Source organism: Aeromicrobium sp. (genome assembly GCF_025965075.1).
GTDB lineage: Bacteria > Actinomycetota > Actinomycetes > Propionibacteriales > Nocardioidaceae > Aeromicrobium.
Genome location: NZ_JAOPXQ010000135.1, coordinates 1 through 12,725 on the forward strand (window position 1 = coordinate 1; position 12,725 = coordinate 12,725).

Here is a 12,725-nt window from a genome sequence, read left to right on the forward strand (position 1 = left end):
GGGTCATCACCGAGGCCGGTGCCGTGCACGGCAAGGGCGACCGGCGCGCCACGGTCTCGGACTGGATGGCGATGGAGAAGGCCCGCGGCATCTCCATCACGTCCGCGGCGCTGCAGTTCGTCTACCGTGACCACGTGATCAACCTCGTCGACACGCCTGGTCACAGCGACTTCTCGGAGGACACCTACCGCGTCCTGTCGGCGGTCGACTCGGCCGTGATGCTGGTCGACGCCGGCAAGGGGCTCGAGCCGCAGACCCTCAAGCTCTTCAAGGTGTGTGCGCTGCGCGGCATCCCGGTGATCACGGTCATCAACAAGTGGGACCGCGTGGGCCTGTCGCCGCTGGGCCTGATGGACGAGATCGAGAAGCAGATCAAGCTGCGCCCGACTCCCCTGACCTGGCCGGTTGGTGAGGCCGGCGACTTCCGGGGCGTCCTGGATCGCCGCACCGGCGAGTTCGTGAAGTACACACGCACCGCCGGCGGTGCCACCCGCGCACCCGAGCGCCGCATGGGGGCCTCCGACGTCGAGGAGGTCGACGCCGCGGCGTGGTCCGCCGCGGTCGACGAGCACGAGCTCCTCGAGCTCGACGGGGCCGACCACGACCAGGAGCGGTTCCTCGCCGGCGAGACGACGCCGGTCATGTTCGCCTCGGCGCTGCAGAACTTCGGGGTGGCCCAGCTGCTCGACCTGCTGCTCGACCTCGCCCCCGCCCCGAGCGCGACCTCCGGGGTCGACGGGTCGGTCCGCCACGTCGAGGACGACTTCAGCGCGTTCGTCTTCAAGGTGCAGTCCGGGATGAACAGCTCCCACCGCGACCGGATGGCGTACGCCCGTGTGGTGTCCGGAACGTTCGAGCGCGGGATGATCGTGACCCACGCCTCGACCGGTCGGCCGTTCGCGACGAAGTACGCCCAGTCGCTCTTCGGCCGCGAGACCAGTGCGGTCGAGCACGCCTCCCCCGGCGACATCATCGGCTTCGTCAACGCGCAGGCGCTGCGGGTCGGTGACACGGTGTTCGACGGCAAGCCGATCGACTATCCCCCCGTGCCGAGCTTCGCCCCCGAGCACTTCATGACCGCGACCGCCCGCGACATCGGCCGCTACAAGCAGTTCCGTCGCGGCATCGAGCAGCTCGACCAGGAAGGTGTCGTGCAGGTCCTGCGATCGGACCTGCGCGGCGACCAGAGCCCCGTCCTCGCGGCGGTCGGGCCGCTGCAGTTCGAGGTAGTCGAGGAACGCATGACGCACGAGTTCAACTCGCCGATCCGCCTCACCCGACTGGACTACCAGGTGGCTCGCCTCACGGATGCCGACGGCGCGCTGGAGCTGCGCGGCGTCCGCGGCGCCGAGGTCCTGCAGCGCACGGACGGCACCTACCTGGCGCTCTTCATCGACAAGTGGCGGGCCAACAACGCAGCCCGGGAACACCCCGACGTCCGGCTGGACGAGCTGCCGGCCGGCGGCAGCTGAGCGCTCAGCGGTTCCTGCGCCAGGTCCGCCGAGCTCGCGGCCAGCACACCGGCGACCAGGCCCGAGGCAGGGAGTGGCCGCGTCCACACCCGGACGCAGCCGACCCGTCGATGGGCCGGCGCCGATAGTTTCGAGATAACTACTTGTTCTGGGATGTCGCCTGCCCGGCCATCAGGCCGAGCTGCGCCATCATCGATCCGGTGTCGAAGTAGGTCCGTTGGCTCTGGACCTTGCCGTCCTTGAACTCCAGGACGTCACAGAGCTCCAGGGTCAGGGACCTCCCGGTTGCCGGGAACTGACCCATGCTGGTCATCAGGGTCCCCGTGTGGGTGCCATGGCCGGTGTACTCCACCACCACACAGTCGCCCGACTCGACCACGCGGTCGACGGTCACCTCCCCGTCCGGGAACCCGTCGGCCCACATCGTGCTGAACGCACGTGCGCCGTCGATGCCCCGGAACGTGTCCCCCGAGCCGACGATCGTGATGGTTGCGTCGAGTGCTGTGGCTTCGGCGATCTCGTCGAAGTTCCGCTCGTTCCATGCCTCGTGAATCCTGCGTGCGAGGTCTGCGTTGTCTGCCATCTGAGCCTCCGCTCTGGCACCTGCCCACCACCGAAAACGCTAGTGCCGAGGCCGGTGAGGGTCAACGGACCACACGGATCGATCGCACGAAGGAGTACCGTTTCTGTGCAGAAGTGAGGTGGCCCAGATGTTCAAGTCCCGGTTCATGCCGTGTCCCACGTGCGGAGCGTCGGTCGATCGGCACGGCCTGCCGGAGCACCAATGCCTGCCCGAACGGCGGACCGACTACGAGATGTTCGGCCTGCGAGAGGAGATCGCGCGGCTGGAGGCGGACCTCGGTCGCTACCTGGCCACAGCCTCGGGTCGCTTCTCGACGTGGCTCGCCGCGCGACAGGTCCGCCGCCGGCCCTAGTGACGATGTGAGGCATGTCGAGGCTTGTCGTTCGGCAGGAACGCGGCCGCGACGAGCCCGGCCAGCCCGATGACCGCCAGCACCACGAGCGCCAGGGCGTAGGACCGCTGCGGCGTGGTCGTGATGTTGGCGACCAGGATCGTGCCTGCGACCGCGGTGCCGAGCGACGAGCCGAGGTTTGAGACGCTGCGCGACAGGCCCGAGATCTCGCCCTGCTGGGTCTCCGGGAAGGCGGACTGCACGATGTTGACCGACGGGGTGAGCATCGCGCCGAGGCCCAGCCCGATGATCAGGAGACCCGGCACGAAGCTCCACACCCCTGACTCGTCGCTGACCATGGCCAGCAGCACCACGATGCCGCCGGTCGTGACCGTGAAGCCGGCCAGGATGAGGTTGCGCTGTGCGACGTGCCGCACCAGTCGCTCGGCGGCCAGCGAGGCGGTCATCAACCCCAGCGTCGTGGCGGTGAAGATGCCCCCGGTCTCGATCGCGCCGTACCCGCGGACCACCTGCAGATACGCCGAGACCACGAACGAGATGCCGCTGAGGAGCAGCCACTGCGCGTTCTGGGTCACCATCCCCAGGTTGGAGGTCCGGTTGCGGAACAGGCTCGGCGACAGCAGCGGCTCGCCGCCGGCACGCTCCTTGGCCCGGGCGGTCAGGAAGAACCCGACCAGGACCAGGGCACCCAGCACGACCAGGACGAGCATCAGCCAGACGTTGTCGTCCGTGGCCAGGATGCCGAGGACCACGAGGACGAGGCCGACGGCGGACAGGACGGCGCCCCGGGTGTCGAACGACCGGCCGGGATCGGCCGGCAGCGGGTCGTCGATCTTGCGCCCGAGAAGCACGATGATCACGATCATCAGGGCCTGGAACGCGAACGCCGCCCGCCAGCTCACCGCCGACGTGATCAGGCCACCGATGAGTGGTCCGGCCGCGGCGCCGATGCCGCCCAGCGCGCTGATGACCCCGAAGGCGCGGGCCCGCGACCCCAGGTCGGCGAACAGCATCGTGGTCAGGATGTAGACCGGCGGGATGAGCAGGGCGGTGCCGACGCCCTCCAGGATCGAGTTGCCAAGGATCAGCACCCCCAGACCCGGGGCGAGCGCGCTCAGCACGGCGCCGACCCCGTAGATCACGAGGCCGACGAGGAAGCACCGCTTGCGACCGTACTTGTCGCTCAGCTTCCCGCCGGGGATCATCAGCGCCGCCATCACCAGCAGGAACAGCGTGATCGAGACCTGGACGCCGTGCACCGTCGTGTCGAGGTCCTTGCTGATGTCGTTGATCATGACGTTCATGTTCGAGCCGGCGAAGCTGCAGATGAACTGGGCCAGCGCGAGCGGGGCGAGCACACGGCGCATCGCGCTCCTCGACGCGGCGGACGGCGGCGGTGTGTCGACCATGCAGTGGCTCCTGTCCTGGGTGCCGGGCCCCACCACCAGCGTGCCGGTCCGTCCGGGGTGCGCGTCACCCGCGGCAGGTGATGCCCGACCGATGTCCCGGCAGCAATCTGGGTCCCCCACACGCCCACCAAGGAGTGCCGATGTCCGCCTACCCGCTCATCTCCGACCACGGCCTCGTCGGAGACCTGCAGACCGCCGCCCTCGTGTCGACCGACGGGACGATCGACTGGTTCTGCTCGCCGCGCTTCGACTCGCCCAGCATCTTCGGGTGCCTGCTCGACCACGAGCGCGGAGGGCACTGCCGGATCCGTCCGACCGCTCCGGAGGTCACCCGCAAGCAGCTCTACATCCCGGACACCGCGGCTCTCGTGACCCGCTTCCTCACCGAGGACGGGGTCGGGGAGGTCGTGGACTTCATGCCGGTCAACGACCCGACCACGGCCACCGACGAGCACTGGATCGTCCGGATGGTCCGATGCGTGCGCGGGACCATGACCTTCGCTGTCGACATCGCTCCGCGGTTCGACTACGGGCGGGCGCGGCACGAGGTGCAGGTCACCGACTCCGGCATCGCCTTCACCAGTGACGCCGGCCGCCTGACGGTCCACCTGGTCCGCGAGCCCGACGACGAACGGCTGGCCGCCGCACACGTCAGCGACGCGGGCGACGTGCACGCGGAGATCACGCTCACCGACGGGGAGATGCGCGGCCTGGTCCTCGCCGCCGGCAGCACCGAGCGCCCCCGCGAGATCAGGCCCGCCGAGGTCTGGGAGATGTTCGAGGCCGCGACGACGTACTGGCGCACCTGGCTGGACGGGTCGACGTACCGGGGCCGCTGGCGGGAGACCGTGCAGCGGTCCGCGATCACGCTCAAGCTCATGACGTACGCCCCCAGCGGCGGCCTGGTCGCGGCACCCACAGCGTCGCTCCCGGAGCAGATCGGAGGCGAACGCAACTGGGACTACCGCTACACCTGGGTGCGGGACGCGTCGTTCTCGGTCTACTCCCTGCTCGGCCTGGGCTTCACCGACGAGGCCGCCGCACTCGGGCGGTGGCTGCGCGACCGGGTCCAGGAGCAGCGGCACGGCGCGAGCGGACCGCTCAACATCATGTATCGCATCGACGGCTCCAGCGACCTCAGCGAGGAGGTCCTCGACCACTGGGAGGGTTATCGCGGCTCAGGCCCGGTGCACATCGGCAACGGCGCGGCTGACCAGCTGCAGCTCGACATCTACGGCGAGGCGATGGACAGCCTCTACTTCGCCGACCAGCACGGGCTCGAGATCGGCCATGAAGGCTGGCTGGGCCTGGGCAGCCTGCTCGACTGGGTGACCGACAACTGGAACCAGCCCGAGGAGGGCATCTGGGAGACCCGTGGCGGGCGGAAGGACTTCACGTACGGCCGGGTCATGAGCTGGGTGGCCCTGGACCGGGGCATCCGGCTGGCGCTCGACAACGGACGTCCCGCCCCCCTCGAGCGGTGGCGGGCCGAGCGGGACGCCATCTACACGCAGGTCATGGAGCGCGGCTGGCACCCGCAGCGGCAGGCGTTCGTGCAGCACTACGACACCGACGTCCTCGACTCCGCGCTGCTGCGGATGGCGACCACCGAGTTCATCTCCCCCACGGACCCCCGATGGCTGTCCACCCTGGCGGCGATGGACGAGGAGCTCGTCACCGACAGCCTCGTCTACCGCTACAACCCCGAGGCGTCACCCGACGGCCTCCGCGGCTCCGAGGGCACGTTCTCGCTGTGCACGTTCGCCTACGTCGAGTCCCTGGCCCGGGCGGGCCAGCTGGAGAAGGCCCGTCTCACGTTCGAGAAGATGCTGACGTACGCCAACCACCTCGGGCTGTACTCCGAGGAGATCGCCCCGACGGGCGAGCAGATCGGCAACTTCCCGCAGGCGTTCACCCACCTCGCCCTGATCGACGCGGCCCTGACGCTCGACCACCTGCTCGACACGCAGCCGGCACCGCATCTCGAGAGGCCCATGAGGGTGACGTGACCATGCGGACCGAGCGCATCGACAAGTGGGTCCGGGCGTACTTCGATGGCGTCGCGATCGTGGAGAGCCGGGACCCGCTCCTGTTCTGGGAGGAGGACTTCCCGGTCCCCTCCTACGCGTTCGCCCACAGCGACGTGCGGACCGACCTGCTGACCGAGTCGCACGGCGAGCCGCCGCAGAAGCCGTCCTTCTTCCTGCCCAAGGGCCCGGTCTCGCAGTGGTACGACGTCACGGTCGGCCGACGCACCGCCCCGCACGCCGCCTGGGTGCGGGACGCCCCCGAGCTCAGCGACCGGCTGGTCCTGAGCTGGCAGCCCGGGCTCCTGGACCGATGGCTGGAGGAGGACGAGCAGGTGGCCGGTCACCCCCGGGACCCCTACAAGCGGGTCGAGACCCTGGCCAGCAGCCGGCACGTCGTCCTGCGCCTGGGCGACCTCACGCTGGCGGACAGCGCCCGGCCGATCCTCCTCCTCGAGACCAGCCTGCCGACGCGGTACTACCTGCCCCGTGAGGACGTGAACCTCGAGGCACTGACGCCGAGCAGCAACCGAAGCCACTGCCCGTACAAGGGCATCGCCGACCAGTACTGGAGCGTCACGGGCAACCCCGACGCCGTCGACATCGCCTGGTCCTACTCCGCTCCGCTACCCGCCGTCGAGAAGGTCGCGGGCCGGGTGGCGTTCTACAACGAGCTCGTCGACATCACGGTCGACGGTGCGCCCCAGCCGCGACCGACCTCGCCGTTCAGCGCCAAGGAGCACCGGCCGACGATCTGACCTCAGGACCGGTTGAGGTCGACCGCCTCGCGGATCAGGTCCACGAACGCGCCCTCGTCGAGCGAGTCGTCCTCACGGATGTCGATCGCCCGACGGGTGCCGGCATCGAGGCTCGCGTTGAACAGGCCGACGGGGTCCGGCAGCGACGCGCCCTTGGCGAAGGTCACCTTGACCTTGTCCTTGTAGGTCTCGAGCGTGCAGACCAGACCGGAGGACGAGAACGTCGGCACGCCGTCAGGGTTCGTCGCCTTGCGCCACTTGGCCTCCTCGACGATGGCCGGCTCCGCCAGCACCACGAGCGAACGCACCTTCTCGACCGTCTGGGTCCGCCAATCCGCGCTCATGATGCCGACCCTACTCATTGCCGGCGGCGAAGGCAGCCCCTTCCTCGGGCCCGGACGCGATGACGGCTGCGAGTCTCCGGCGGGGTAGGCTCGGACCAGTTCCGGACCGCCCTATCTAGCGGCACCGGGCTCGACGTCCCCGGCCGCACCAACGGCGCGGGGACACTTCTTTGCCCCGTGCCGTTGGTGCGCGCCTACGCGGGCTCGGCGGGGTCCTCGTCGGCCAGCACCGCGGCGAGCGTCGGACGGACCCGGAACAGCTGCTCCAGGCCCGCGATCCGGAAGATCGCGACGACCCTCCGGGTCGGGGCGACGATGCCGACAGTGCGGCGGCGCAGGAGCATCTTCTTGCGGACCAGGATGAAGACGCCGAGACCGATCGAGTCGACGAAGGTCACTCGTGACAGGTCGAAGACCAGGCGGTCAGCGCCGCCGTCGGTGACCTCGGTGACGATCTCCCGCAGTCGCGGGGCCGACTCGATGTCGATCTCGCCGATCACCTCGATGACGGTGAAACGGTCGTCGTGCCGGACATTCACGTCCATCGAGTCGGTCATGGTCGGTCCACTCCACACGCAAAGGTTCCTGTGATGAGGGAGGCGTCGTAGGCCCCCCGCGTGGCAGCTTCATTACCGCTCCCGATCATAGCGAGACCGGGCTGCCATGATTGACCCATGTCCCTCGAGACCCCCGCGCACCGGATGACCGCCGAGTGGCTCGACACCTGGATGCACGTCCGGGGCCTCACCGCTGCGGAGCTGGACGGCTGGCCGCTCGTCCACGTCGGGTCACGGACGCGTGAGACCGAGCTGGTGTGCGTCGACCCCGGCGTCGACGCGTTCCGCCGCCTGATGGCTTCCATCGCCGGCGATCCGCGGGGCATGCTCACGGTCCTCGCCGACGACGTCGGGCCCTACCGGATCTCCCGCCTGCCGCCCGGCGTGCGGGTCGACCGCGACGACGAGACCCTCATGACGACGATGCTGCGGGACGAGCCGGTCCCTCCGCTCGAGGACGACTTCACCTTCCGCTGGGACGTCGACGGCAACGTCGTGACCTACACCGTGGAGTGTGGGGACGCGGTGGCCGCCGAGGGCACGGTCGGCGTGCTCGGACCCGTCGCGACCTTCGACGCGGTCGAGACGACGCCACGGTTCCAGCGCCGGGGCCTCGGTCGCCACGTCATGGCGAGCCTCACGGTGCAGGCGATGGGGCGGGGCGCTGATCGCGGTGTGCTCGCCGCGTCGGCACCGGGCCGGGCGCTCTACCGCTCGCTCGGCTGGGACCCCGCGCTCGAGATGCTGTCGCTGATGGGCGCCGACTGACCTCACGGCTCGGCGGAGCGGCGGCAGACCTCGTCCCACGGCGTCGGCGCCATCGCGAAGTGGGCCCGGGCGGCGCTGTCGTCGAGGACGTACGGCCGAGTCCACTGGTAGGACAGCTGGTGCAGCTCGCGGACGATCGACACGATCGGCGCCAGGGTCGCGAACACCGGCCCGGGGATCGCCGAGACCTTCGGCGCCGGCCGGCCGACCGCGGCCATGACATCCGTCAGCGCCTGCTCCTGGGTCCGCGGAGGGTTGCTCGGCACGTGCCAGACCCGGCCGTGCGACGACTCGTCCTCGGCGGCGGCCACCAGCAGCCGGGCGGCGTCGCGGACGTCGGTGAACGTGTGCGGCAGGTCCTTGCGACCGATGACCCAGGCGCGCCTGCCCCTCAGCAGGCCGGGGACCTGACGCGTCACGTGACCGTTGGGGCCCACGCCCGCCCCCATGTAGTCCGAGCCGCGGACCTCGACCGCGCGCAGACGCCCGGCGGCGTGCGCGGCCTTCGCCTCGGCCCACATCCGCGCGCGCAGGATGCCCTTGTGGTCCTTCGCCGCGTCGGGCAGGCCTTCGTGCATCGGACCGTCGACGGGACCGTACGGATAGAGGTTGCCGGTGATCGCGTACACCGCACCGGTGCGCTCGGCCGCCGTCAGCATCGCCGCCGCCAACGGCGGCCAGACCTCCTCCCACGACCTGTAGTCGGTCGGGTTGGCACAGTTGTAGAGCACCGCGACGCCCTCTGCGGTCACCGACAGGGCCTCGGCGTCGGAGGCGTCCAGGCGCACGTGAGTCACGCCGGGGATCGCGGTGTCGGTGCCGGAGCGGGTCGCGACGACGACCTGCGACCCACGGTCGGCGAGCAGCCCGGCGACGTGCCGGCCGACTGGGCCGGCTCCGATCACGAGGTGGCGGTCGGACATGGCTGATCCTTCCCACGGGGCGAACGCTGCTCACGTCGAGCATCGCACGCTCCGGCGGCGAGGTGAGAAATACCTCACGCTTCCGACGCGACGTGGGGCGGTTCCGCGGGGTTCAATGGGGGGAGACCTGTTCAGCATCCCGCAAGGACTCACATGCCCCGCATCTCACGCCGTACGTTCGTCGCCGCACCGGCCGACGTCGTCTGGTCGCTCGCCGACGACTTCGCCGAGTGGCACCCCAAGCTCCGCATCTACACCGGCGGCCCCGAAGCCTCCGCGGAGCTCGTGGTCTCGATCGTGGAGCGCGATGAGGAGGGCATGACCCTCTCGTACCACATGCCCGACCCACCGTTCGCGATCAAGGACCACCGCGCCACGATCCTGGTCGAGTCGGCCAGCGACTCCACGTCGTACGTCACGTGGTTCGCCGAGTTCACCGCGGACCCCACGCAGCTCGCGACGCTCGAGGACACCCTCGGCGACGACGTCTTCTCCCAGGCGCTCGACAACCTGGCCACCGCGGCGCAGGACACCTTCGGCGCCCGCCAGGTCGCCAACAGCAACTGAGCTTCGCTCAGCTCTTCCAGTCGTGGAAGCCGATCACGATCAGGCGCATCTGACGGCGAGCGCCCTCCTTGATCCTCTCCTCGAGGTCGGGGCGGTGGTCTGGCATGTCCACGACCTCCTCGGCGTTCGAGACCATGTTGCGGACGAACAGCCGTGACACCATCTGGACGTCGTCGGACGACCAGGTCTCGATGTTGGGCAGTCGGGCCAGCACCACGGCCAGCTCGCTGACGAACAGGTCCAGCTCGTGCTGGATCGCCCGCCGCACCGCCTCGGAGCCCCCCACCCGCTCACGGGCGACGAAGGCGAAGTGGGCCTTGCTCTGCTTGACCGTCTCGACCAGGACCTGGGCCGCCGCGTCGATGATGTTGTCGAAGACCTTGGGATCGCGCTGCGCCTCGCGGATCATCCGCCGCAGCGTCGAGAAGGACTGCTCGACCAGCGCGAGCCCGAGCTCGTCCATGGAGTCGAAGTGCCGGTAGAACGCCGTCGGCACGATCCCGGCGTGACGAGCCACCTGTCGGAGGCTGATCTGCGCGAAACCCTGCGTCTGGCTGAGCTCCAACGCGGCGTCGAGGATCAGCTGCCGCGTGCGCTCCTTCTGCGCCTGACGCGAGGCGGTCTGGGCGGACTCGGTCATGACGACAGCCTAGTGCCTACCTTTCAGTGCACGCGTGTACGCATCGTGGGACAGGTCACGCGGCGTGCCGGTTGCACGCAGCGCACGCATCGGGCAGTATTTGAGTGTACGCACGTTCACTCAACCGTGAGGAGGTTCCGGTGGGCATCATTCGCAAGGCACTCACGTCCAAGCCCGTCGCCTCCCTGACCTCCCCGTTCACCGTTGACCACTACCTCGAGCAGATCCACCCCATGCTGGCCGCCGAGAACGTTCGCGCCCGCGTCGTGGAGGTCCGCCGTGAGACCGGCGCCGCCAGCACCGTCGTGATGCGCCCCAACGGCGCCTGGAAGGGATTCGTCCCCGGCCAGCACGTCCAGTTCGGCGTCGAGGTCAACGGCAAGCGTCGCGTCCGTGTCTTCTCCGTCTCGAGCTCCAAGGCCGCCAAGAAGGGCACCTTCAGCGTCTCGGTCAAGGCCCATCCCGACGGCTACGTGTCGCAGTTCCTGCATCAGGAGCTCGAGCCGGGCACGATCGTCTACCTCTCGCAGGCCGAGGGCGAGTTCGTCCTGCCCCGCGAAGTCCCCGCGTCCCTGCTGCTGGTCAGCGGCGGCTCGGGCATCACCCCGGTGATGTCGATGCTGCGCACCCTGCGCGACACGCGCCACAGCGGCCAGGTGACCTTCCTTCACTACGCGCGGTCGCGCGAGGACGAGATGTTCACGTCCGAGCTCGACGAGATCGCCGCGACCACCGACTTCCGGGTGGTCCGGGTCTACACGCGCCAGCCCGAGCCGGGCGCCGCGCTGGCGGGACGGTTCATCGTCGACCACCTCAAGCACCTCGGCGTCGACCCCGCCGGCACGCTGACCTTCGCCTGCGGGCCGGCCGGGCTGATCGCGGGAGTCCGCGACACCTACGCCGAGCTCGGCGCCGCCGACCAGCTCCGCATGGAGTACTTCAAGGTCCCTTCGGTGGACCTCGATGCGGCCGACGCCACCGGCATGCTGTCGTTCGACGACTCGAAGATGGAGGCGTTCAACTCCGGCGCCACGATCCTCGAGCAGGCCGAGACCGCCGGACTGAAGCCCGACTTCGGCTGCCGCATGGGCGTGTGCAACACCTGCGCCATCAAGAAGAACAGCGGCGCCGTCCGCCACGTCGTCAGCGGCGAGGTCAGTGCCAGCACCGACGAGACCATCAAGATCTGTGTCCAGGTCCCCATCGGCGACGTCAACGTCGCCCTCTGAGCCAAGGAGATCACCCGTGGCCGCACTCACGACCGCCATCGCCCGCACATTGAAGAAGAACAAGAACGCGCCGATCAAGCCCCGCAGCGCGAGCCGGCACAACGCCGCGCCCCTGACGCTGATCAACCCGTTGTCGGAGACGCCGGCGACGATCGGCCTGGACTACATGACGTACGAGCAGCTCGACGAGTTCGGTCGTGAGCTCGACACGGTCCGCCAGCGGGTGCTCGACGACCTCGGCCAGAAGGACGCTGACTACATCCGCCGCATCATCCGCCTGCACAAGGCCGCTGAGGTGCTGGGCCGCATCGGCGTCTTCATGCCGTTCTTCTGGCCCGCGTTCGTCGCCGGCATCGTGCTGCTCGCGGTCGCCAAGATCCTCGACAACATGGAGATCGGCCACAACGTCATGCACGGCCAGTACGACTGGATGAACGACCCGATGATCGACGGCGCCCGCTACGAGTGGGACAACATCGCGCCGGCGCAGGACTGGAAGCACGGCCACAACTACATCCACCACACCTACACCAACATCCACGGCATGGACCGGGACATCGGCTACAACATGTTCCGCATCGACGAGGACCAGCCGTGGTACGCCAGCCACCGGTTCAACCTGCCGCTGGCGTTCGTCCTGATGCTCGTCTTCGAGTGGGGCATCATGTACCACGGTGTCGAGCTCGACCAGTACCTCCAGGGCAAGATCACCAAGGAGGACTTCCAGGGCCGCAAGAAGCGCGCGCTGAAGAAGATCCGCAAGCAGGTCTTCAAGGACTACGTCGCGTGGCCGCTCCTCGGCCTGGCGCTCGTGCCGTTCGTCGGCTGGTGGGCCCCCGTGGCCATCCTCGGTGCCAACATCGTCGCCAACGTCATCCGCAACGTCTGGTCCTTCCTCATCATCTTCTGCGGCCACTTCCCCGCCGACGTCCAGACGTTCGCCGAGGAGGACGCGCAGAACGAGACCCGCGGCCAGTGGTACCTCCGCCAGCTGCTCGGCTCGGCGAACATCAAGGGCCACACGCCGTTCCACGTCCTGACCGGCAACCTGAGCTACCAGATCGAGCACCACCTGTTCCCCGACATCCCGGCCCGT

General features: G+C 69.1%; 14 protein-coding genes. 8 read left to right on the forward strand and 6 right to left on the reverse strand.

All coding sequences use genetic code 11. From position 1 onward, the window contains the following. Positions 1-1,472: peptide chain release factor 3 (locus JWQ91_RS08380; RefSeq protein ID WP_366521363.1), on the forward strand; the 1,472-nt coding region annotated here is incomplete at its 5' end. A gap of 139 nt (positions 1,473-1,611) precedes the next feature. Here JWQ91_RS08380 and JWQ91_RS08385 read toward each other — a convergent pair. After that, positions 1,612-2,055 (reverse strand): ester cyclase, encoded by a 444-nt coding sequence (locus JWQ91_RS08385; protein ID WP_297782409.1) that lies wholly within the window; start codon positions 2,053-2,055, stop codon positions 1,612-1,614. A 127-nt stretch (positions 2,056-2,182) separates the two neighbouring features. Here JWQ91_RS08385 and JWQ91_RS08390 point away from each other — a divergent pair, with 127 nt between their 5' ends. Beyond that, positions 2,183-2,407, forward strand: coding sequence for a hypothetical protein (locus JWQ91_RS08390; RefSeq protein ID WP_297782410.1), 225 nt, complete (start codon positions 2,183-2,185; stop codon positions 2,405-2,407). Here JWQ91_RS08390 and JWQ91_RS08395 read toward each other — a convergent pair. Then, the gene (locus JWQ91_RS08395) at positions 2,404-3,816 is read right to left on the reverse strand and encodes an MFS transporter (RefSeq protein ID WP_297782411.1); all 1,413 of its coding nucleotides are present in this window, start codon (positions 3,814-3,816) and stop codon (positions 2,404-2,406) included. The two genes, JWQ91_RS08390 and JWQ91_RS08395, sit on opposite strands and share 4 nt — an antisense overlap. A gap of 140 nt (positions 3,817-3,956) precedes the next feature. Between JWQ91_RS08395 and JWQ91_RS08400 the strand changes: the two genes are divergently transcribed. Both JWQ91_RS08400 and JWQ91_RS08405 read left to right on the forward strand, forming a co-directional pair. Beyond that, positions 3,957-5,825, forward strand: coding sequence for a glycoside hydrolase family 15 protein (locus JWQ91_RS08400; RefSeq protein WP_297782412.1), 1,869 nt, complete (start codon positions 3,957-3,959; stop codon positions 5,823-5,825). Positions 5,826-5,827: 2 nt separating this feature from the next. Beyond that, positions 5,828-6,601 carry a DUF427 domain-containing protein gene (locus tag JWQ91_RS08405; RefSeq protein ID WP_297782427.1) on the forward strand — a complete coding sequence of 258 codons (774 nt, stop codon included), beginning with the start codon at positions 5,828-5,830 and terminating at the stop codon, positions 6,599-6,601. Between the two features lie 2 nt (positions 6,602-6,603). Here JWQ91_RS08405 and JWQ91_RS08410 read toward each other — a convergent pair whose 3' ends face one another. After that, entirely contained in the window at positions 6,604-6,945 is a 342-nt protein-coding gene (locus tag JWQ91_RS08410; RefSeq protein ID WP_297782413.1) for a DUF1801 domain-containing protein, read from the reverse strand. 194 nt (positions 6,946-7,139) lie between these two features. Then, positions 7,140-7,502 carry an STAS domain-containing protein gene (locus JWQ91_RS08415; protein WP_297782414.1) on the reverse strand — a complete coding sequence of 121 codons (363 nt, stop codon included), beginning with the start codon at positions 7,500-7,502 and terminating at the stop codon, positions 7,140-7,142. Positions 7,503-7,619: 117 nt separating this feature from the next. Here JWQ91_RS08415 and JWQ91_RS08420 point away from each other — a divergent pair, with 117 nt between their 5' ends. Continuing rightward, positions 7,620-8,270, forward strand: a complete 651-nt coding sequence (locus JWQ91_RS08420; RefSeq protein ID WP_297782415.1) for a GNAT family N-acetyltransferase — start codon at positions 7,620-7,622, stop codon at positions 8,268-8,270. Positions 8,271-8,272: 2 nt separating this feature from the next. Here JWQ91_RS08420 and JWQ91_RS08425 read toward each other — a convergent pair whose 3' ends face one another. Beyond that, complete coding sequence (locus tag JWQ91_RS08425) at positions 8,273-9,193, reverse strand: NAD-dependent epimerase/dehydratase family protein (RefSeq protein WP_297782416.1); 921 nt, start codon at positions 9,191-9,193, stop codon at positions 8,273-8,275. A 153-nt stretch (positions 9,194-9,346) separates the two neighbouring features. On the opposite strand from JWQ91_RS08425, the gene JWQ91_RS08430 reads away from it, so the two are divergent. Continuing rightward, positions 9,347-9,760, forward strand: a complete 414-nt coding sequence (locus JWQ91_RS08430) for an SRPBCC family protein (RefSeq protein ID WP_297782417.1) — start codon at positions 9,347-9,349, stop codon at positions 9,758-9,760. Positions 9,761-9,767: 7 nt separating this feature from the next. Here the strand turns inward: JWQ91_RS08430 and JWQ91_RS08435 are convergent, their stop codons facing one another. Then, positions 9,768-10,400 (reverse strand): TetR family transcriptional regulator, encoded by a 633-nt coding sequence (locus JWQ91_RS08435; protein WP_297782419.1) that lies wholly within the window; start codon positions 10,398-10,400, stop codon positions 9,768-9,770. Positions 10,401-10,540: 140 nt separating this feature from the next. Between JWQ91_RS08435 and JWQ91_RS08440 the strand changes: the two genes are divergently transcribed. Then, complete coding sequence (locus JWQ91_RS08440; protein ID WP_297782421.1) at positions 10,541-11,629, forward strand: FAD-binding oxidoreductase; 1,089 nt, start codon at positions 10,541-10,543, stop codon at positions 11,627-11,629. A 16-nt stretch (positions 11,630-11,645) separates the two neighbouring features. Next, a partial coding sequence (locus JWQ91_RS08445) for a fatty acid desaturase (protein ID WP_297782423.1) occupies positions 11,646-12,725 on the forward strand: 1,080 nt, incomplete at its 3' end.

What these genes read in the sequence shown, in the direction of transcription:
- JWQ91_RS08385 (WP_297782409.1), bottom strand. Translation starts at nt 2,055, where the DNA reads ATGGCAGACAACGCAGACCTCGCACGCAGGATTCACGAGGCATGGAAC.
- JWQ91_RS08390 (WP_297782410.1), top strand. Translation starts at nt 2,183, where the DNA reads ATGTTCAAGTCCCGGTTCATGCCGTGTCCCACGTGCGGAGCGTCGGTC.
- JWQ91_RS08395 (WP_297782411.1), bottom strand. Translation starts at nt 3,816, where the DNA reads ATGGTCGACACACCGCCGCCGTCCGCCGCGTCGAGGAGCGCGATGCGC.
- JWQ91_RS08400 (WP_297782412.1), top strand. Translation starts at nt 3,957, where the DNA reads ATGTCCGCCTACCCGCTCATCTCCGACCACGGCCTCGTCGGAGACCTG.
- JWQ91_RS08405 (WP_297782427.1), top strand. Translation starts at nt 5,828, where the DNA reads ATGCGGACCGAGCGCATCGACAAGTGGGTCCGGGCGTACTTCGATGGC.
- JWQ91_RS08410 (WP_297782413.1), bottom strand. Translation starts at nt 6,945, where the DNA reads ATGAGCGCGGATTGGCGGACCCAGACGGTCGAGAAGGTGCGTTCGCTC.
- JWQ91_RS08415 (WP_297782414.1), bottom strand. Translation starts at nt 7,502, where the DNA reads ATGACCGACTCGATGGACGTGAATGTCCGGCACGACGACCGTTTCACC.
- JWQ91_RS08420 (WP_297782415.1), top strand. Translation starts at nt 7,620, where the DNA reads ATGTCCCTCGAGACCCCCGCGCACCGGATGACCGCCGAGTGGCTCGAC.
- JWQ91_RS08425 (WP_297782416.1), bottom strand. Translation starts at nt 9,193, where the DNA reads ATGTCCGACCGCCACCTCGTGATCGGAGCCGGCCCAGTCGGCCGGCAC.
- JWQ91_RS08430 (WP_297782417.1), top strand. Translation starts at nt 9,347, where the DNA reads ATGCCCCGCATCTCACGCCGTACGTTCGTCGCCGCACCGGCCGACGTC.
- JWQ91_RS08435 (WP_297782419.1), bottom strand. Translation starts at nt 10,400, where the DNA reads ATGACCGAGTCCGCCCAGACCGCCTCGCGTCAGGCGCAGAAGGAGCGC.